This is a genomic window from Nocardia sp. NPDC004604 (assembly GCF_040609795.1).
Classification (GTDB): Bacteria; Actinomycetota; Actinomycetes; order Mycobacteriales; family Mycobacteriaceae; genus Nocardia.
Genome location: NZ_JBEXLC010000006.1, coordinates 21,106 through 40,338, shown reverse-complemented (window position 1 = coordinate 40,338; position 19,233 = coordinate 21,106). Strand labels below are relative to the sequence as shown.

Sequence of the window (19,233 nt, the reverse complement as noted above, 5' to 3'; positions counted from 1 at the left end):
TCGAGGTGATGAGCCACCGCAGGGTGGTGCAGGCGCCGCCCGAGATCGTCTACGCCCTGGTGGCCGATGTGACCAAGTGGCCGGTGATCTTCGCGCCGAGCGTACTGGTGCGCCATCTGCACCGCGGACCCGATGACGAGCGGTTCCGGTTGTGGGCCACCGTCAATGGCGAGGTGAAGAACTGGACCTCCCGCCGGGTGCTCGATGCGGCGCAGCGGCGCATCGTCTTCGAACAGGAGCGCAGCCAGGCGCCGATCGCGTCCATGGGCGGTAGCTGGTCGATCCGCGAAATCGACTCCGGCACCACGAAGGTAACCCTCGACCATCGCTTCACGGTGGTGGACGGGGCCGACCGGAATGTGGTCGCGGGCGCGGTGGATCGCAATAGCGAAACCGAACTGGCCGCGCTGGCGCGCATAGCGGAGCTCGGCCATCCGGTCGAGGATGTCGTGCACACCTTCGAAGACACTGTCACGCTGGATATTTCGGCGGCCGAGGCATACGACTTCGTCTACCACAGCGAGCGCTGGCCCGAACACGTCCCGCATGTCGGCCGGATCGAGCTCACCGAGGACGCCGAGGGCGTGCAGCTGATGGAGATGGATACCGTGACCGAGGGTGGTATCCCGCATACCACCAAATCAGTGCGCGTCTGCTCGTCCAATGAGCGCATCGACTACAAACAGCTGCTGCCGCCGACCATGCTCTTCGGGCACAGCGGCGCATGGGAATTCACCGACGGTCCCGATGGCGCGGTGGTGACCGCTCGGCACACCGTGGCGATCAATCCGACCGCCGCCCGCGAAATCCTCGGGGCCACCACCGATCTCGCCGACGCACGCGCCTATCTCACCGATGCGCTATCGACCAACAGCCGCAATACCCTGCGGTGCGCCGTGCGGTATTCCGAGACCGTGAAGTCACCGACATGACGGCCACCGAACCACCGCAGGTGGCCGGTGACCCCGTGGTGCGCGAAATCGCCGACCGGGTCTACGCGTACACCCACCACCGAGGCGGCTGGTGTGTCAGCAATGCGGGTGTACTGACCGGGCCGGACGGGGCGGTGGTGATCGATACGCTGGCGACCGAGGGGCGCACCCGCGCGCTCGTCGAATTCGTCGACGGACTCCATATCGGCCCCGCCAGAACGATTGTCAACACCCACCACCACGGCGACCACAATTTCGGCAATCACCTCTTCGGCCCCGCCGCGGTCGTCGTCGGCCACGACCGGATCCGGCCCGAGATGATCGAAACCGGACTCGCCCTGACCGAACTGTGGCCCCAGGTGCAATGGGGCGACGTGCGCGTCACGCTGCCGAGCATCACCTTCAGCAGCCGGATCACCCTGCATATCGGCGAACGCCGCGTCGAGCTCATCCACCTCGGACCGGCCGCACACACCACCAACGATGTGGTGGCGTGGCTGCCCGAGGAGAAGGTGCTCTTCGCCGGAGATCTGGTGATGTCGGGTGCCGCGCCGTTCTGCCTCATGGGATCGGTCAGCGGATCGATCACCGCGACCAGCAGACTTGCCGCACTGGGTGCGCGGACCGTGGTGTCCGGACACGGTCCGGTCACCGGACCCGAAATCTTCGACCGGACACTGCGGTATCTGCGGTGGGTGCAGGAACTCGCCGCCGAGGGACGCTCGCTCGGCCTCACCCCGTTGGCCATCGCGCTCGAGGCCGATCACGGCGAATTCGCCGACCTGGTCGATGAGGAACGGATCGTCGGCAATCTGTACCGCGCCGATGCGGAATTGGTGGGCGGTCCGATCGGCGAACCCCTGGATGTGCTGTCGATCTTCGACGAGATGATCGTCTACAACCACGGGCAGGTGCCGACATGTCTGGCGTGATAACCGAATCGGTGCAGGTCTGCGTGGTCGGCGGCGGACCGGCCGGGCTGATGGCCGGTCTGCTGCTGGCCCGCTCCGGCGTCAAAGTGCTCGTGCTGGAAAAACATCCGGACTTCCTGCGGGACTTCCGCGGCGATACCGTGCATCCGTCCACACTGCGGGCCATGGACGAGTTGGGGCTCGCGACGGAATTCCTCGCGCTACCGCACGTCGAACTGCCGCAGCTGCCGATGGCCACCGCGAGCGGTCCGGTGATCTTCGCCGACTTCCGCACGCTGCCGGGTGGCTTCCCGTTCGTGGCGTTCATGCCGCAGTGGGATGTGCTGAACTTTCTCGCCGACGCGGGCAGGCGGTATCCGGGCTTCCGGCTCATCCAGCAGGCCGAGGTCACCGAGCTGATCCACCAGGACGATACGGTGGTCGGCGCACGGGCCAGCACGCCGGACGGCCCCCTCGAGGTGCGGGCCCAGCTGGTGATCGCGGCGGACGGGCGCAATTCGATCGTGCGTGGCCTACTGGACGTCGCCGCCAGTGCCGCCCCGATGGACGTGCTGTGGTTCCGCGTCGGCAAACCCGACGGCGAACGGCTGCCCACCGTGCGCAGCGGCAAGGGCTTCTTCATCGTCTGCATCGACCGCGGCGACTACCTCCAGGTCGCGTACATGATCCCGAAGGGCGGATTCGCGACCGTCGAGGCGGGCGGACTCACCGAATTCCGGGCCACACTCGCCGCGATCTATCCCAGCCTGACCACCCAGCTGGCGGCGGAAATTCGCACCTGGGACGATGTGAAACCCCTTGACGTACGGGTGGATCGGCTGCGCCGCTGGTATCGGCCGGGTCTGCTCGCGATCGGCGACGCGGCGCATGCCATGTCGCCCGCGGGCGGGGTCGGCATCAATCTCGCTGTGCAGGATGCCATCGCGGCCGCCCGCCTGCTCGCACCCACGCTGAGCACGGGTGCCCGACCGAGCCTCGCCCAGTTGCGCGCCGTGCAGCGCAGACGCGAATTCCCCATGCGCGTAGTCCAATTCGCGCAACTGCGGCTGCTATCGGATCTGTATCCGAACGCGGGGCGGCCGGGCACCGATAAACCCGTGCTCGTGCGCCTGCTGCGCCGCTTTCCCCGCCTGCCGCGGCTGGTGGCCCGCGTGATCGGACTCGGCATCCGGCGCGAGCCGGTGCCACCGGCGGCCGCCATCGCCGGAACCGTCACCGCCCTATCGAAATTCAGGGAGAACTGATCGTGTCGACATATCTGCTCGTCCACGGGGCATTCCACGGTGGCTGGGTCTGGCAGCGGGTGACACCGCTGCTCGAGGACGCCGGACACCGCGTATTCGCGCCGTCCCTGGTCGGCCTCGGCGACCGCGCCGACCAGCTGACTCCCGAGGTCGGCCTCGACACCCACGTCGAGGATCTGGTCGACCTGCTCACCTTCGAGGACCGCACCGATGTCATCCTGGTCGGCCACAGCTATGCGGGCATCGTGGTGACCGCCGTCGCCGACGCCGTACCCGACCGCATTGCCGAACTCGTCTACATCGACACCTTCGTCCCACGCAACGGTGAGGCGGTCGCCGACATCATGCCCGGTATGGTCGATGCCTTCACCGCCGCGGCCGACGCGCACGGCGACGGCTGGCGGGTACCACCGCAGACCGAGCCGATGGGCGACGGCGGACTCTACGGCGTCACCGAGGAGCCGGATCTCAGCTGGGTGGCCTCGATGCAGACGGCACAATCGCTGGCGACCTTTCAGCAGCGCATGCTGCTGACGAATCCCGAAGCGCTGAAGGCGATTCCGGTCACCCATGTGCACTGCAGCGAGGGCGGCGCGGATTTCAAGGCCATGCGCGCCGCCATGCCGCGCACCCTGCCGCCCGCCGACCTGCCACCGGAGCGGCTGCATGTGCTGCCGACCGGACACGACTGCATGATCACCATGCCGCAGGAATTGGCCGGACATCTGTTGGCTTTGGCACCGCGCCCGGCGCCGACCGCTCCGGCCTAGTGCAAGACGTCGTAGGTCGCGGCGATGGTGACCCCGTGCGGTCCGGTCTCGCAGGTCACGGTGCCCTGGTAGCGATGCCGCAGGTGATGCCACCCAGGGTCACCTTATCGATGACGAATTCGTGTGCTGCCCAGTCGAATCGGGACTTCGGATCGGCTCAGCCTTCGACAGTGTCGTAGGCGGCCCGAGCCGCCAGCACCTCGCTGAGATGTTCGGCCGACCAGTCCACGATGCTCGCGAAGACCGGCCGCAGTGTCACCGCGAGCGGGGTCGCCTCGTACTCGACACGCGGCGGCACCTCCGCATGGTAGGTGCGGGCCACCAAGCCATCGCGTTCCAGCTGACGCAAACGCTGAGTCAGCACCTTGGGGGTGAGGCCCGGAATGCGCTGCTGGAGTTCGGTGAAGCGCAGGCGGCCGTCGTGCGTGAGCACCCAGAGCACCTGGGTGGACCAGCGGCCGAAGACGAGGTCGATCACCGGGGTGATCGGGCAGGGATCGACGCTCGCAGGCGCACCCGTCGCCCGGCCACCGCCCGTCATCGGATCGCTACGCATATTTTCTCCCGGGGGTCACTTTCCTCTTGGTAACTACTATACTTTGGAAAGTACTGTGAACCAGGGGTCGCGCGCGAGCACCACCGCAAGCGAAAACCGAAGGGAGCACAGTCATGACGACGATTTCCGTGGACGGGCGCATCGACCTGCCGCCCCGCAACGGCGAACGCCCGAGCACCCGGGCACACAATCCGCATCAGCAGCTCAGTCAGCTGGCGCCACCGGAGCTGCAGGAGACGCTGTGGTCGCGAATGACCACGCTGAACGGAGTACTGCTCGGTCGCAGCGGCGTATCGCTGCCCGACACCCGTGCGCTGCATCTGCGGCCGACCATAGCCAAGGGGCCCGGCGAGGCGTATCTGGTAGGCACCGAATTCGCGCATTTGCACGGACACGGCGACGGCAGCCTGCACATATGCCTGCCGAAAGATATCGCGGCCGAGGCGATCGCGCAGGGCTGGGCGGAGCTGCATCCGATGGCACGTCAGCGTTTCCTGCCGCAGACATTGGTAATGGTCTACGGGCCAAGGGATCTCGACGAACTCGAGGTCGCCTGGCGGCTGGTGCGGATCAGCCACCGGTTCGCGCGCGGGTCGGCTACAGCGTGATTAGAGCGGCGGCCGCCATCGTGGGCGATATGAACGCCACCGATCTCATCGGAACCTGGGAACTGATGTCCTACTTCGATATCGACGAACACGATGCGACCAGCACCGGGCCATTGGGAGATGCACCGCGCGGCCTGCTGATCTACGGCGCGCACGGCTATATGTCGGTGAGCATGATGCGCACCGACGGAGCAACGGGCACACCGCCGTTCATGGGCTATGCGGGCTCTTGGCGCCGCCGCGGCACGGAAATGGTGCACGCGATCACCGTGTGCTCCAATCCGGCCTGGGCCGATACCGAACAGGTGCGCCAGATGTCGCTGCACGGCGACATCCTGACGCTGATCGGGGCCGCGCAGGTCGGCGGGCGGGTGCAGCGCCGGGTACTGACCTGGCGCCGCACCTGCCCACCGTCCTGAAATCCCGTGTCATTCCGGAGAATACGAGAATAAGGGCTCATCGAATTGGACCGATTCGTTGTTTTCCTTGAGTATTTCGGTGATCACGCCGCTGGCCTGTGCGGTCACCGGAATCATCAACTTCATCGCCTCCACGATGCCGATCTGCTGTCCGGCCGTGACCCGATCGCCCACCTCGACGAAGGGCTCCGCGCCGGGTTCCTGGCTGCGATAGAACACCCCGACACTCGGTGCGCGGAAGACCGCCTCGACAGCCGGACTATCTTGCACGGCAGAGGTTTCGACCGCTCCCCCCGCCACATCGACCGTTCCGGCGGCCACCGGGGCAGCGATGACCGGCGCGGGCGAGACCTGCCATTCGGCCTCGATCGTCACCTCCCCCACCTGGACTCGCAACGCGCTCGGCTGATGCGGGAAACCCGCGAGCAAATGCAGCGCGCCGGTCTGGATGGCATCGAGGATGCGCAGATACTCGTCGTGGCCGGTGGCTGTGTTCTCTGCAACTGCGGTGCTGTCTTCAACTGCGGTCATTGTCCCTACCTCTCAGTAATTGCCGAGTCCGCCACAGACATTCAGCGCCTGTGCGGTGACCGCGCCCGCGCCGGGGCCGATCAGGTAGTCGACCATTGCCGCCACCTCGAACGGCTGCACGTAGCGCCCGATCGGGACCCGTGCGCTCACCCTGGCGTGCACCTCATCGGTGTCGACACCCCACAGACCGGAGTAAACCTCCCGAACCCGTTCGGCCATCGGCGTTTCCACGAAACCCGGGCATACCGCGTTGACCGTGATCCCGGTCTTGGCCAGTTCCAGTCCGAGCGCCTTGGTGAACCCGACAACGCCGTGTTTGGAGGCCGAATACGGCGCCCCGTGCACGACGCCCTGTTTGCCGCCGGTGGAGGCGATGTTCACGATGCGGCCGCTGCCGCGCTCGAGCATGCCGCCCGCGGTCAGCACCGTCCTGGTCATCAAGAAGACGCTGTTGAGGTTGGTATTGATCACGTCGAACCACAGCTCGTCGGTGACCTGCGCGGTGACGCCGCCGCCGCTGCGGCCCGCATTGTTGATCAGGATGTCGATCGGGCCGTACCGCCGCACCCCCGCGTCGACGTATTCGCGGATCTGGGCGGCATCGACCACATCGCAGACCGTGCCGTCGACCTCGTGGCCGTCATCCTGCAGGCTTTTGACCGTATCGGTCACCTTTTGCTGATCGCGAGCGCAGATGAACACCGCGATGCCCTGGGCCGCAAGGCTTTTGGTGATCTCCAGACCCATACCGCTGGTCGCTCCGGTGACCAGCGCGACGCGCTTGCTTTCCGCCATGACTCCTCCATCGGTCTTTCCGGGCTGTTCGACCTCCAGACTCGTCGCCGGACCTATAGCCCGGGTCAACCCGCGCGCGGCTCGAGCCAGCCTCTAGCGGCATCGGCGACCGTTGCGTGCAGCCGCGCCCCGCCGCAACCAAGGAGCCACCATGACCGCCGTCGCCAGCCGCACCGAGTTGTACGCCGAGGTCCAGCAGTTCTATGCCGATCAGATGCAGCGACTGGACAACCGCGATATCCCCGGCTATGCCGAAACCTTCACCGAGAATGCGGAATTCGAGCACACGCCCGGTCGGCCACCGGCTCGGACCAGGGCGGGCATCATCTCGGACCTGGTCGAATTCCACCAGCGTTTCGAGGCAGACCCGATGCAGCGCAGGCACTGGTTCAACATGATCAACCTGCAGCCACAGGACGACGGAACCATTGTCTCCACCGCCTACTGCCTGGTGGTCAAGATCCGGCCGAACAGCAAGCCCGAAATCGCGCCGAGCTGTGTCGTGCACGACGTGCTCGTTCGCGTCGACGGCAATCTGCTGACCCTGTCCCGGCGCGTCGCCCACGACTGAATCCGCTGTCCCCGACTACTTTTCGAGGAGAACCACGTGAACACCGTGCAGCCACAGACCCTGCTCACCCTTGCCGCCGAAGCCCAGGACCTGTTGTTCCGGGAGGCACGCACCGCGAATACCTTCACCGACGCACCGGTCACCGACGACCAGATCCGCGATATCTACGAACTGGTCAAATACGGCCCGACATCGATGAATCAGCAGCCGCTGCGCATCGTTCTGGTCCGCAGCCCCGAGGCGCGGGCCCGCTTGGTTACTCACATGATCGAGGGCAATCGGCCGAAGACCGCCGCCGCATCCCTCACCGCAATCCTGGCCGCCGACTTGAACTTCCACGAAAACCTGCCAAAGGTCTTCCCACACGCCCCCGAGGCGAAGGACTACTTCGCCGAGCCCGGCTACCGCGCCGAATCGGCCCGCTTCAACGCCCTGATCCAGATCGGCTATTTCATCCTCGGCATCCGGGCCGCGGGCCTGGCCGCGGGCCCGATGAACGGTTTCGACGCCGCCGCCCTGGACCAGGAATTCTTCCCCGACGGCACCCATAACTCCCTGGTCGTGGTCAATATCGGCATCCCCGGCGTGGACGCCTGGTTCCCCCGCTCTCCCCGCCTGAGCTACGACGAGGTCGTCACCACGGCATAACTGCCATGCCGACGGGTGGCACGAATGGGATCGCATCGCATTCGCCACTCGTCGGCGATGACCGGTAGCCGTTGCGGAAGATCGCTTTCTACCAGCGATTCAACCGCAGCCATCGGGGCGACTACGGTGTCCACCCGCTGGTTGTCGGGAACCTGTTTCAGGCGGTCGGATCCGGTTGGGATCGTTCGGCGAGTTCGGCGATCAGCGGTTGTGCTGCATCGGGGATCTGCGTGTCGGTCCAGTGATAGGTGCTGGTCCGCTGGCCATCGGTGACGGTGAGTTCGTAGTCGAACTGATCCGGCATCGCCGGACCGCGCGTTGGCGTGTCCTGCTCGAGCGGTGTGTCGTTGAGCAGATCGGTGATGACCGGAGCCTGCTCGGCGGGCAGGTCGCGCGCGTCGAGCGAGGTTGTCATCTCTATTCCGGCGAGGCCGCCGCTTCGCCGGAATTCGAGATGCACATTCGGTGTGGCCATGGACACGATGGTATTCGCGGCCGGTTCAGCGCAACGGAACCTTCACGGCATCCCATGCGGATTGCACCGCACGCGCTTCGTTACTGGCCCTTCCGAAACGGTAGCGGGCCTGTTTCAGGGTCAATGCGGCGAAGTTGCTGAAGGTGGCGTTGGGTTTGAGCCCCGGGTCGATGAGCGCGTCGTACCAAACTGTTCCCGGCGTCTTCCACGCTTCTCCGCCCAACGTGGTGGCGAGTACATAGAAGGCGTGGTTCGGGATGCCGGAGTTGATGTGGACGCCACCGTTGTCCCTGGTGGTCTGCACATATTTGGACATATCGGCGGGTTGGTTGTCGTGGGTGTTGGCGGTGCCGGGGGCCTTCAGCGATCGCAGTGCAGGTGACAACAGCGGTCCCACGATATCCGCACCGATCAACCAGTCGGCTTGATCGGCGGTCTGGCTCAGGTGGTACTGCTTCACCAGCGATCCGAACACGTCGGATATGGATTCGTTGAGTGCGCCGGACTGGTTGGAATAGGTGAGATTCGCCTCGAACTGGGTGACCCCGTGGGTCAACTCGTGTGCGATCACGTCGAGGCTGCGGGTGGTGTCGGTGAACAGCGGGCCGCTTCCGTCACCGAAGAACATATGTCCCTGGCCGTCCCAGAACGCGTTGTCGTATTTGGTGCCGAAATGGACCATCGCGGCGATCGGCATGCCCTGATCGTCGATGGAGTCGCGTTGGAAAACGTTCCAGTAGAAGTCATACGTGGCGCCGAAATTGTCATAGGCGGCATTGATCGACGGGTCGGCAACCGGCGGCTGGCCTTCGGCTCGAGCCAGCGTGCCCGGCACCGTTGCTGTGGAATGCTGCTGGTCGAAGATCGAGCGCTGCGGTACACCGTTGGATACCGCGCCGACGGCCTGTTGTGGTTGTGGTCCCTGTCGTCCGGCGGCCTCGGCGCGCAGCATTCGGATGCTGTTGTCGAGATCCATGGTTGCGAGCAGTGCTGCTCGCTGTTCCGGCGGGAGTTCACGGGCGACCGACTGCAGTAGGTCGGGTGGGAGTATGCACGCTCTTGGGTATCGCATTTTCTGCTCCGTTTCGGATGCTGTGCGGCGGCTGAATCTGGATGCGGGCGGCCGGTTGGGGCGCGGCAATGGCTCGCGCGGAGTCGAGGTTTGCGAGGAACGTTTTGACCGCTCGACGTTATCCGGGCGTTTGTAGCCGTCGAAAACACTTGTGGTGCTAACGATTTGCTGTCTCTTGCCGCAGCGGTTGAGCGGAACAGATGAGTGACTTGCGCCTTACCCCCAGACCAGCATCTACCTGCGCATTCATTCTCGGACGGCGCATAGCCGTGGACACGGGTATGCGACTACTCTTTATTTCCTGTCGGGGCGACCCTCCGGGACAGGTAGTGCCCAATCTTCGGGGCGCATGCTGCAAGCCGTTGACCTGGTGAGCGCGGATCCGCAGCGGGTCGACGACGCGGTGGGCGGGGCGTGGCGTCTCGATCACCCCAGCGGTCGAACTGGGCCGCCAGATGTCCTGGTAGGCCCGCCGGGCAGGCTCGGGCAGGGGGGTGGGGACCTGGTGGCGACCTCGGTGTCGGTGGCACCGTCGAGCAGCCACGGAATCAGCTGCGGCGCATCAGGGTCCGATGCGCGAACCGTGGACCTGACCGAAGTTGGCCCACCGCGCCGCAGTGACAACCGCGTCGATCAGGGACAACGCCGGGTTCCCCCGCCGGACCTAAGACGAGGTGGTTACCACGGTGTAGCTGCAACGCCGAATTGTCGCACGCTGAGGCAGCCAGGACTGCTATCCAGGTATTTCATCGTGGCCACAGCCTCGACCGCGGGCCGTACACTCGCGATCGGAAGATCGCGACAGCTGACGGGGGGAGTCACCGGCTCATGACCGCCAGTTCGAAACGCCCATTCCCGCTGTTGGGTCCGACGTCGACATCCGAGCCGAGCATCATCCGAAGCAACGATTGGTCGGCTTTCCGCGGACTGACCGCACTCCATGACCACTGGACGTTGAAAGAGTGGGCGCCCAGCCGGTCGGTGTACTACTGGTATCTGACGTTCAGCAATCCCGTGCTGGCCGAACTCGCCTCGGAGTGCCAGCGCCGGCTCGGGGCCGACGGCCTCGACCACGTATCCCTCGACGGCCTGCACCTCACTGTACTTAGCATCGGCGACACCGATCAGGTTTCCGACTGCACGCTCACACGGTTGATCGATCTCGCCCGTCGTCGTCTGGCCGGGGTCAAGTCATTCGATCTGAGCATCGGTCCCCTCTCTGGATCTCGCAGTGCGATAAGGTTTTCTGTTACGCCTTGGGATCCGTTGCTCGACCTTCACCGGTTGCTCAGGGAATGCACCGTCGCTGCTCGGCCGAACATGCAACTCGCTGAAACGTCAGAATTCCGACCACATCTCGGGATCGCCTACATCAACAAGCAGCAAATGGCGAACAGCCTGGTCGATTCAGTCCGACAGTTGCGGGATCTCGCACCTGTGCCGGTTCGAGTCGATAACGTGCACCTCGTCGAACTGCGACGCGATGGCAAACAGTATGTCTGGCGCGATCACGCAGTCATCTCGCTCGCCATTTAGCGATCCTCCGGCGCGGCGAAATGCCGCGCCGAGGAAGACCATTCGCGCAGGGTTCCCATGTAGTCCATGGACGTTGCGGTCGGTATCGCCCCGATCACTTCGCCGAGTTCGTGCGCGCCCTGGTCGAACTGGTCCGACGAGCCACGAGGTAGAGCCCATCGATCAGTGTGCGCCAGGATGTACGGCACCCGATATCGTGTAGCCCAAGATCTCCCCGTCGCGCTCGCGGTGGATGGCAATCGGCATGTCAGAACTCATGATCGAGCTCCAGGAATGATTTGCGGAAGTCTGTCCTGGACCGCAGCGATGACCTTGTCGGTCTGCGCGCGCAGAGCGGCCAACCCCGCGTCCTCGTCGGCCGACCCGATGTAGGTGTCCAGATCCGCGCGGACGCCGTGTTTCCATACGGCCGCCACGCGGTGAGTGTCGGTGATGCGCCGGTCCGGTCGCCCGTCGACCAAGACCAGGTCCGCACGTAGTCCGGGGCGGATGCGGCCCCGGTCGGCAAGGCCGAACACGTCGGCGGTGCGCGCCGTCGCGGCCGCCAGGGCCTGGTCGGGTGCCAGGCCGGCAGCAACCAGTCGCTGAAGTTCACGATGCACACCGGCCCCGTGCACCGTGCCCGGGTTGGGGGCGTCTGTGCCAGCCAGCACTGGTACCCCGGCGTCGTGCAGCAGGCCGACGTTGTCGGCTGGCGCGGCGAAATCCGGCAGCTGCGGCGGGAGCCACCGCTGTGCCTGCCGCTGGATGACTCCGGACCAGGCCGGCCCCAGCCGCCGGACCAACTCGGGCTCGGCCAGCAGCGGCATCCCCTCGCCGTCACCGGGAAACCCGTCGGCCACCGCCAGCGTGGCTATGACCGCGACACCCGCGTCCGAGATGGCCCCGACGTGGGCGTCGGTAAGTCGGTCGAAGGGTACGTGGGCCAGGACATCCACGCCGGTGGGCAGCAGGTCGACGGCCGCCCGGGCGGTGGTCACATGTGCCACCACGATGAGAGCGGCTCGGTGCGCGGCGTCGACGAGCGCGGCCACGGTTGGGATGTCCAGCGATGGCATAGGCATTGGACCGCCGCCCGCGCCGTCGTCGTAGAGGACTTTCAGGTGATGGGCCCCCTCGGCGAGGCGGTCTGCCACGAACGCCTCCGCATCCCGCGGTCCAGTCACGTACGGGAAGGGCGCATACATCATGGTGGGATGCCCACCTGGCGCGGTCGCACCAATGCTGGAAGAGCGCACCTCGGCAGCGTCCGGCCCGGCGCCCTGGGCCACGGCCCGGCGCACGCTGTCGGGTTTGCTGAACATGTCCAGCACCGTGGTGACCCCGAAGGACAGGGCCTGGCGAGGCGCGCCGGGCAGCAGGTGGATGTGCGCGTCGATCAGCCCGGGCAACAGGGTGCCGCCATGCCCCTCCAGATGTTGGTCACCGGCCCGCAGTAGCTCGAGGCCGCCAACCGCCTCGATCAGGCCGCCCGCAATGCGCACGGCGGTGTGCTCGGTCAGGCGTTGGCCGTCGAAGACGCGGACCCCGGTGATTGTGGTTGTCATAGCGGCCACAGTAAAAGTTGACATCGTGTGAAGGTCAAGCCGATAGGGTGGTTGCGTGCGGTTTTCCATCAGCCAGGTCGCGAAGGCCTCCGGCGTGTCCGCTCGGATGCTGCGCCACTACGACGCGATCGGCTTGCTCGCCCCCAGCACGGTCACCACCAACGGGTACCGCTGGTACGGCAGGGCGGAACTGCTGCGGTTGCAGCGCATCCTGGTGCTGCGCCGCCTTGGGCTCGGACTGGAACAGATCGGAAAGATCCTGCGCGAACAGGCCGACGAGGCCGCCGCGCTGCGCGGACACCTGGCCCACTTGGAAGACGAACGCCGCCGCCTCGACCGGATCATCACCACCGTCAAGGAGACCATCAGCGATCTGGACGCGGCCCGGATCCAGGATCCGCAGCGATTTTTCGCTGGTCTGCGCGAGGGCCGAGCCACTATGCGGGACACCCTGGGGAAGTCCTTCGGGCAAGCCAGCCTGGGCGCCTTCGATGCCGCAGACACGGCCCAGGACGGCCGCACCACCGCAGACTACGAGCACGCCGCAGCCCACGGGACCGCCCTGTTCCGGCGGCTGGCCAAGGTCATGCGGAACGGGATCACACCGGAGGAGCCTGCCGCACTGGACGAAGTCGCCGAGCATTACGAGTCCGTCCGCAGGTACTGGCAGCCCACACCCGAGGCGTATGCGGCCCTGGGACGGATGTATCTGACCGACCCCCAGCAGCGGCGGATCGCCGAGCAGGTGGACCCAGACCTATCCGCCTGGCTGGCCGCCGCCATCCCCGCCTACGCGCGGCATCGACTGCGACTGCACCAGCCTCCGGACGGTCGGCCGACATCAGTGCACAGGAGTTCGGACATCCGTGCAGCCGACTACGGACGTTGACAGCGGCAGCATGTTTCCGCAGGCCAGATCTGTAATGCATGCCGTGTACGCGCCAAAGTAAACCTGCCAGGGGTTCAGATGCATCCTGTGGCGTGAGAATCGGCTGCGGGCGTGTATCGACCACCGACCAGAATGCACCATCGCTGTTCGGCCGAACAACAACTCACCGAAACGATCGCGCGGTCATCTCGCCCGCCATTCAGCGATTCTCCAGCGCAGCGAAATGCCGCGCTGATGAAGACCATTCGCGCAGGGTGCCCGTGTAGTCCTCGGACGTTGCGGCTGAATGACGTTTGGCTGCGGCGGTCAGTTTGCGTCGGTCGACACTTGGCGGCGTGCACGTCGCCTACCGTCTCGGGGAGATCAAAATGACGGAGCCGCTAACTTTCTCCCTTTTCAGCGCTCCCCGATTGCCGGTCGGTGTATTCGCCGTGGAGCATGCCGGTGGCCTGGCCGATCTCGATGAGGTAGCCATCCGGGTCGCGGAGATAGCATCGGATCTCGGCTTTGCGGTCGAGTGGTTCGGTGAGGAATTGTGCCCCTTTGGATTTGGCGTCGGAGTAGAACGCGGCGATGTCGGCGACCCGCACATTCAAGAATGACGAGACCGGATCACCGGGTTCATAGGCAGTCAGAATGGTCTCGGGCTTATCCGGGGTCGGGCCGCCGCCCGGGTTCATGATGATCCAGCTGTTGGCGACCTTGACGATGGCCGGGTTCTCCTCCAGCACGACCTGGCCGCCGAAAATTTCGGCGTAGAAATCTCGAGACCGAGCCACGTCGCGCACGGTCAGGAAATGCGTCAGGAGCAATCCCTGTTCGGGAGCAGGCAGGTCGTTCCGATTGGTCACGGTTCCCTCCGTTCATTCAGTGTTCTGTCCTTCTGGTCCCACCGGTGCGGATCGCATTCGAGTGCTGCTCGGTCCCACTTGCCGCGTTCGGCGGCCGCTCGATAGGTGGTCTGCAGGAATTCCAGCAGGCTTCCTTCTGGATCTGCTGCGGTGCGTACCGCCTCGTAGGGCAGCAGAAACTGGCGATATTCGGCGCTGTAGAAGGCGTGCCGAGGACCGACCGGATAGTCGGCGAAGCCGTCGGGTTCGGGATAGGCGTAGGCGTAGAAGGCACCTTCTTCGCCGCCACCCGGCCAGAAGCCGCAGCTGCTCAACTCGTGGGAGTAGCCCTCCACCATCACCCAATTACCGCAGTTGGGTGCGCCGCCCGGATGCTTCGGCGCGGTGCGGCCGGAGAACCTGGTGCAGGCCAGATCCATGGCGCCCCAGAAGAAGTGCACCGGGCTCACCTTTCCGATGAAATATGAGCGAAACTCGCTCATTACTCGATGGGCCGCGATGAGTTGACGCCAGAACAGATGCACGGCGTCGCGATCATAGGAAGCATGCTCATAGTCATCGGCGAACGGGATCGCGGGATCGACCTCGTTGGGCTTCGCCTGAATTTGTACCGCAACGCCGAGCTCGTCGAGCGCACCCATCGTTTCGGCATAGAAATCGGCAACCGGCTTGGGTTCGAGCGCGATCTGCCGGGCGTGGCCATTACTGGTTCTTATGTGCAACCGATGTTCGGTGAAGTCGAACTCGATGTCGAACACACCGGCCTCGTAGGGCATCGCGGAGGTGGTCAACCCCCGCGGGCTGACGTAGAGGGTGACCTGCCACCAGTGGTTGATCAACGGCGCATGAGTGAGTCGAATCTTGCCGATGATCTGGGTCCACATGTGCACCGTATCGCGGGTAGCGGTCCAGTCCTCGACCCGCAGCCGGGGCCAGCGTTGCGACAACGCGATCTCTGTGCGAGCGGTCTCGGCCATCAGACTTCCTTGGTCCGTCCGTCGGTTTCGCTGCCGGTCGCGGCGCGGATTCTGCTGCCATGCCGTGGCGCCGCGGGCGTCGGCCCGGTGTCAGGCATTCAGGAAGGCGAGCAGGTCCGCGTTGACGATCGCCGCCCGGGTGGTTGGCATGCCGCGCGGGAAGCCCTTATAGGTCTTCAGCGCGCCGTTCTCGAGAAGCTGCGTGGACAACGGCCGGAGGCCTTATAAGGAACGATCCGATCGTCCTCGCTGTGCATCACCAGCACCAGCGCGGTGATCATCTTCAGGTCTTCAGTGTAGAAGATCCCTGTGCCGTCAATGGTGGTGATCGTGGCATATGAAAAAGGTATACCGACCAGTGGGTCGGTTTTCAGATTTCACGCGGAGTCAGCACAGGCTGTCGACAAATATCGAATGTCGTTGCGACAATAGCCGAAAATAGTTGGTAAGAATGCGTCCCATGACAGGGACTGCCTCCAGCGAATTGATAGTTCGGCAGGCCGACTCGAACGACCGGACATACGACGGGCGGCCTGCGCGGGCGGAATTTCGTGCTGACGTCGAGGGGCTGCGTGCGGTCGCGGTGCTGGCCGTCGTCGTATTTCATGCGGGTGCGCCTGATGTCAGTGGTGGGTTTGTCGGTGTCGACGTTTTCTTTGTCATCTCTGGGTTTCTTATCACCGGGATGTTGTGGCGTGAGGTGGCGGTTACCGGCACGATCGGGCTTGCGCGGTTCTATGGCGCTCGGGCGCGCAGGCTGCTGCCTGCCGCGGGCATCGTGTTGGTGGCGACTGCGGTCGCTGCGGCGATGCTGTTGCCTCCGTTGCAGGTCCGCGAGGTGCTCGGCGACGGGATTGCCAGTGCGTTGTACGCGGGAAATTATCGGCTTGCCCTGCACGGCACCGACTATCTCGCCGCAGATACGCCGCCTTCGCCGTTTCAGCACTACTGGTCGCTCGGGGTGGAGGAGCAGTTCTATTTGTTGTGGCCTGCGCTGATCATCGGCATCGCCTGGTTCGTGCAGCGCCGCCGCAGGCCAGGGGCGCACGCCTCGCCGGTTCCGTATCTGCTTGTCCTCACGGTAGTTGCCGCGGTGTCGTTCGCGGTTTCGCTGGCCTGGACCGGCACGCTGCCATCGTGGGCGTTCTTCGCGCTGCCCGCGCGGGGGTGGGAGCTGGCTCTCGGCGGCATCGTGGCGCTCTCGGTCCCCGTATGGCGCCGATTTCCGGCACCGCTGGCCACCGTCGCCGGGTGGCTGGGGCTGGCATTGATCGTCCTGAGTTGCACCCACTTGGACGGGCGGACACCATATCCCGGTACCGCGGCGCTGCTGCCCGTGCTGGGCGCCGCGCTGATCGTCGCTGTGGGCTGTGCCGCACCCCGGCTCGGAGTCGGTCGCGCGCTGTCGGTGGCTCCGCTGCGGGCGCTCGGTCGTCTTTCGTACTCCTGGTATCTCTGGCACTGGCCGGTGCTGCTGCTCGCGCCACGGCTGGTCGGTCACCCACTCGATGTGGTCGGCTCGGTGGGCGCGGTCGTCACGGCCGGTGGCCTCGCCATGCTCACGCTATGGTTCGTCGAGGATCCCGCCCGTTTTGCCGCGCCGCTGCGGCATTCGGCCACGCTCAGCCTCGCGGGCGGCGGTGTCGTCACCGCGGTCGCCGTCATCGTTGGGGTGGCGCTGCTCGCGCTCGCGCCCGTCCCGGTGGGCCGGGGCGCGGCGGCCGAGGCCCTTACTGTGGCGGCGCCGGGCGTGCCGCCGTCGGAAGCCGTCGATCCGCAGGACGCGGCGGTTCAACAGCTGACCGCGCAGGTGCAGGCCGCCGTTGCGGCATCGGCCGAATCGCATTCGATTCCGTCGAATCTCTCTCCGGCGCTCGCCGACGCCGCTGCCGACAAGGCGGCGGTGTTCGGAAATGGTTGCGTGCGTTCCTGGCTCGATGTCGGACAGCCCGAGTGCGCTTCGGGCGATCTCGGATCGGCGAGCACGGTGGCACTGGTGGGCGATTCGCACGCCGCGATGTGGAGCCCGGCGTTCGAGCAGATCGCCGAGCAGCGGCATTGGCGCCTGGAGACGATGAGCAAGGTCACCTGCCCGCTGATGGAACTGCCCATCACCAGCCCCTACCTGGGCCGGGAATACACCGAATGTGTGCAGTGGCGCCACCAGATCATGGCCCGGCTGCAGGCCGAGCATCCGCGGCTGATCGTGCTGAGCATGTCCCGGCGATACGGCGGCGACTTCGGATTCACCACCTACGACCAAGCCTGGATCGATAGCCTGTCCGGCCTGACCACACAGCTGCGCGCGACCGGCGCGAATGTCCTTGTCCTCGGGCCGATTCCGGATCCGCACACCACCGTGCCGACCTGCCTGTCCGACCATCTGGACGACGCGCTGGCCTGCTCCCCGCCACGGCCGGTCGCCGTGAACGACGCGGGCATCGCAGCCGAACGGGCCGCGACGACGGCGGGCGACGGGCAGTACGCCGACCTCACCGCGTTGTTCTGCACCACGGACCGCTGCCCGCTCATCACCCGCAACAACCTGATCTACCGGGACGACAATCACCTGACGGTCGCCTACGCCAAGTCGCTCGCGCCGATCGCTGCCGCGCTGGCCGACCGCGCCCTCGCCCGCAGCTGAACCCCAGCCAACTAGCCCAGAGCGCGGGTGAATCCCTCGACGAGTTCGTCGACCTGGTCGTCGGTCATCACGAACGACGGCGAGATCTGCATGGCGCCCTGGCCGGCCGCACGTCCCGAGATGCCGTGTTCCCGGAGGGTTTTCACCAGCGGCAGCCCCTCGGAGGGATCGGCGAGCTGGATCGCGGCGACCGCGCCGAGACCGCTGCGTACCTCGGCGACGCGCGGGTGATCCGCGAGCGGGGCGAGCTTTTCGTGCAGGGTGGATTCCAGGCGCTTCGCCTCGTCCAGCAGCCCCTCGCGTTCGACGATGGCCAGATTGGCCAGGGCCGCGGCGGCGGCTCCGGCGTGGCCGCCGTAGGTGTAGCCGTGCCGCCACCAGACGCCGCCGGTGAAGAAGGGAGCGGCGATATGGGGGGCGATGAAGACCGCGCCCATCGGGACATAGCCGGAGGTGAGGCCCTTTGCGGTGGTCATCAGGTCGGGTTCGAGATCGAAACGGGATGCAGCGAACCAGGATCCGCCGATGCGGCCGAAGCCGGTGACGACCTCGTCGATCACGAAGAGGATGTCGTGGTCGCGGCAGATGCGGCGGACCTCGGCGAGGTAGCCCTCCGGCGGCAGATACACCCCACCCGCGCCGATAATGGGTTCGCAGAAGAAGGCGGCGATACGCTCTGCGCCGATCTCCTCGATGAGCGCGAGCAGCGCCTTCGCATCGTCCCATGCGACGGTGCGGGCATCGGGCATCAACTCGCCATAACCCTCCCGGTTGACCGGGATACCCGCCAAAGCCGTTCCCGCGACGTGCATTCCGTGATAGGCGCGCTGACGTCCGACCACAATCGTCTTATCCGGGCGACCGAGCTCGTGCCAGTAGCGGCGGGCGAGTTTCGCGGCGGTGTCCACCGAATCCGAACCACCGGAGGTGAAGAAGATCTTGCTGCCGGGCACCGGCGCGATGCTCGCCAGCTTCTCCGCCAATTCCTGGGTGGCGGGTTCGGTGATATCACCGAAGTTCGAGTAGTGCGCGACCGTGCGCAGTTGCTCGGCGACCGCGTCGGCGATCTCCGTGCGTCCGTGCCCGACATTGGTGAACCACAGCCCGGCCGTCGCGTCCAGATACCTGGTACCCGCCTGGTCGTAGACGTAGGCACCCGCACCGCGCGCGACGACGAACGCACCGTCGCGTTCGACGGCGCCCATATCGGCGAACCCGTGCCATAGCGCACCCATA

General features: G+C 65.7%; 20 protein-coding genes and 1 pseudogene. 11 read left to right on the top strand and 10 right to left on the bottom strand.

The window, feature by feature from the left end:
* Nucleotides 1-8: 8 nt before the first annotated feature.
* Genes ABZW16_RS04610 through ABZW16_RS04595 form a run of 4 tightly spaced genes read left to right on the top strand, consistent with a single transcriptional unit; the run spans nt 9 to nt 3,878 of the window.
* Entirely contained in the window at nt 9-932 is a 924-nt protein-coding gene (locus ABZW16_RS04610) for an aromatase/cyclase (protein WP_354952163.1), read from the top strand.
* A complete protein-coding gene (locus ABZW16_RS04605; protein WP_354952161.1) occupies nt 929-1,864 on the top strand; it encodes an MBL fold metallo-hydrolase in 936 nt (311 codons plus the stop codon). The genes ABZW16_RS04610 and ABZW16_RS04605 overlap by 4 nt, the downstream gene beginning before the upstream one ends.
* Nucleotides 1,852-3,108: an FAD-dependent oxidoreductase gene (locus tag ABZW16_RS04600; RefSeq protein ID WP_354952159.1), complete on the top strand. Its 1,257-nt coding sequence runs from the start codon at nt 1,852-1,854 to the stop codon at nt 3,106-3,108. The genes ABZW16_RS04605 and ABZW16_RS04600 overlap by 13 nt, the downstream gene beginning before the upstream one ends.
* Nucleotides 3,109-3,110: 2 nt before the next feature.
* Entirely contained in the window at nt 3,111-3,878 is a 768-nt protein-coding gene (locus tag ABZW16_RS04595) for an alpha/beta fold hydrolase (RefSeq protein ID WP_354952157.1), read from the top strand.
* Between the two features lie 157 nt (nt 3,879-4,035).
* Here ABZW16_RS04595 and ABZW16_RS04590 read toward each other — a convergent pair whose 3' ends face one another.
* Nucleotides 4,036-4,434 carry a helix-turn-helix domain-containing protein gene (locus tag ABZW16_RS04590; RefSeq protein ID WP_354952155.1) on the bottom strand — a complete coding sequence of 133 codons (399 nt, stop codon included), beginning with the start codon at nt 4,432-4,434 and terminating at the stop codon, nt 4,036-4,038.
* Nucleotides 4,435-4,547: 113 nt separating this feature from the next.
* Between ABZW16_RS04590 and ABZW16_RS04585 the strand changes: the two genes are divergently transcribed.
* Together ABZW16_RS04585 and ABZW16_RS04580 are read left to right on the top strand one after the other, a co-directional pair.
* On the top strand, nt 4,548-5,042 hold the full coding sequence (locus ABZW16_RS04585) for a luciferase family protein (protein WP_354952153.1): 495 nt from the start codon (nt 4,548-4,550) through the stop codon (nt 5,040-5,042).
* Between the two features lie 29 nt (nt 5,043-5,071).
* Entirely contained in the window at nt 5,072-5,461 is a 390-nt protein-coding gene (locus tag ABZW16_RS04580) for a lipocalin-like domain-containing protein (protein WP_354952151.1), read from the top strand.
* Between the two features lie 9 nt (nt 5,462-5,470).
* Here the strand turns inward: ABZW16_RS04580 and ABZW16_RS04575 are convergent, their stop codons facing one another.
* Both ABZW16_RS04575 and ABZW16_RS04570 read right to left on the bottom strand, forming a co-directional pair.
* Entirely contained in the window at nt 5,471-5,992 is a 522-nt protein-coding gene (locus ABZW16_RS04575; RefSeq protein WP_354952149.1) for a biotin/lipoyl-containing protein, read from the bottom strand.
* A gap of 12 nt (nt 5,993-6,004) precedes the next feature.
* Nucleotides 6,005-6,787, bottom strand: coding sequence for an SDR family NAD(P)-dependent oxidoreductase (locus tag ABZW16_RS04570; protein WP_354952147.1), 783 nt, complete (start codon nt 6,785-6,787; stop codon nt 6,005-6,007).
* Nucleotides 6,788-6,938: 151 nt separating this feature from the next.
* Here ABZW16_RS04570 and ABZW16_RS04565 point away from each other — a divergent pair, with 151 nt between their 5' ends.
* Both ABZW16_RS04565 and ABZW16_RS04560 read left to right on the top strand, forming a co-directional pair.
* Nucleotides 6,939-7,358 carry a nuclear transport factor 2 family protein gene (locus tag ABZW16_RS04565; RefSeq protein ID WP_354952145.1) on the top strand — a complete coding sequence of 140 codons (420 nt, stop codon included), beginning with the start codon at nt 6,939-6,941 and terminating at the stop codon, nt 7,356-7,358.
* A gap of 36 nt (nt 7,359-7,394) precedes the next feature.
* On the top strand, nt 7,395-8,006 hold the full coding sequence (locus ABZW16_RS04560; protein ID WP_354952143.1) for a malonic semialdehyde reductase: 612 nt from the start codon (nt 7,395-7,397) through the stop codon (nt 8,004-8,006).
* A 157-nt stretch (nt 8,007-8,163) separates the two neighbouring features.
* On the opposite strand, the gene ABZW16_RS04555 is transcribed toward ABZW16_RS04560, so the two are convergent.
* Together ABZW16_RS04555 and ABZW16_RS04550 are read right to left on the bottom strand one after the other, a co-directional pair.
* Nucleotides 8,164-8,481, bottom strand: a complete 318-nt coding sequence (locus tag ABZW16_RS04555; RefSeq protein ID WP_354952141.1) for a protealysin inhibitor emfourin — start codon at nt 8,479-8,481, stop codon at nt 8,164-8,166.
* Between the two features lie 25 nt (nt 8,482-8,506).
* Nucleotides 8,507-9,553: a M4 family metallopeptidase gene (locus ABZW16_RS04550; RefSeq protein WP_354952139.1), complete on the bottom strand. Its 1,047-nt coding sequence runs from the start codon at nt 9,551-9,553 to the stop codon at nt 8,507-8,509.
* Between the two features lie 828 nt (nt 9,554-10,381).
* On the opposite strand from ABZW16_RS04550, the gene ABZW16_RS04545 reads away from it, so the two are divergent.
* Nucleotides 10,382-11,089: a 2'-5' RNA ligase family protein gene (locus ABZW16_RS04545; protein ID WP_354952137.1), complete on the top strand. Its 708-nt coding sequence runs from the start codon at nt 10,382-10,384 to the stop codon at nt 11,087-11,089.
* A gap of 254 nt (nt 11,090-11,343) precedes the next feature.
* Here ABZW16_RS04545 and ABZW16_RS04540 read toward each other — a convergent pair whose 3' ends face one another.
* Nucleotides 11,344-12,636: an amidohydrolase family protein gene (locus tag ABZW16_RS04540; protein WP_354952135.1), complete on the bottom strand. Its 1,293-nt coding sequence runs from the start codon at nt 12,634-12,636 to the stop codon at nt 11,344-11,346.
* Between the two features lie 55 nt (nt 12,637-12,691).
* On the opposite strand from ABZW16_RS04540, the gene ABZW16_RS04535 reads away from it, so the two are divergent.
* On the top strand, nt 12,692-13,525 hold the full coding sequence (locus tag ABZW16_RS04535) for a MerR family transcriptional regulator (protein WP_354952133.1): 834 nt from the start codon (nt 12,692-12,694) through the stop codon (nt 13,523-13,525).
* Between the two features lie 380 nt (nt 13,526-13,905).
* Here ABZW16_RS04535 and ABZW16_RS04530 read toward each other — a convergent pair whose 3' ends face one another.
* The 3 genes and pseudogenes from ABZW16_RS04530 to ABZW16_RS04520 form a co-directional block, all read right to left on the bottom strand.
* Nucleotides 13,906-14,376 carry a VOC family protein gene (locus tag ABZW16_RS04530; protein WP_354952131.1) on the bottom strand — a complete coding sequence of 157 codons (471 nt, stop codon included), beginning with the start codon at nt 14,374-14,376 and terminating at the stop codon, nt 13,906-13,908.
* Nucleotides 14,373-15,353: a DUF5996 family protein gene (locus ABZW16_RS04525; protein WP_354952129.1), complete on the bottom strand. Its 981-nt coding sequence runs from the start codon at nt 15,351-15,353 to the stop codon at nt 14,373-14,375. Before ABZW16_RS04525 ends, ABZW16_RS04530 begins: the two co-directional genes overlap by 4 nt.
* 90 nt (nt 15,354-15,443) lie before the next feature.
* Nucleotides 15,444-15,652: pseudogene (locus ABZW16_RS04520) on the bottom strand (alpha/beta hydrolase); the annotation flags it as partial.
* A gap of 161 nt (nt 15,653-15,813) precedes the next feature.
* Between ABZW16_RS04520 and ABZW16_RS04515 the strand changes: the two are divergent.
* Nucleotides 15,814-17,997 carry an acyltransferase family protein gene (locus tag ABZW16_RS04515; protein ID WP_354952127.1) on the top strand — a complete coding sequence of 728 codons (2,184 nt, stop codon included), beginning with the start codon at nt 15,814-15,816 and terminating at the stop codon, nt 17,995-17,997.
* A gap of 11 nt (nt 17,998-18,008) precedes the next feature.
* Here ABZW16_RS04515 and ABZW16_RS04510 read toward each other — a convergent pair whose 3' ends face one another.
* The gene (locus ABZW16_RS04510) at nt 18,009-19,232 is read right to left on the bottom strand and encodes an aminotransferase class III-fold pyridoxal phosphate-dependent enzyme (protein ID WP_354952126.1); all 1,224 of its coding nucleotides are present in this window, start codon (nt 19,230-19,232) and stop codon (nt 18,009-18,011) included.
* Between the last annotated feature and the right edge of the window lies 1 nt (nt 19,233).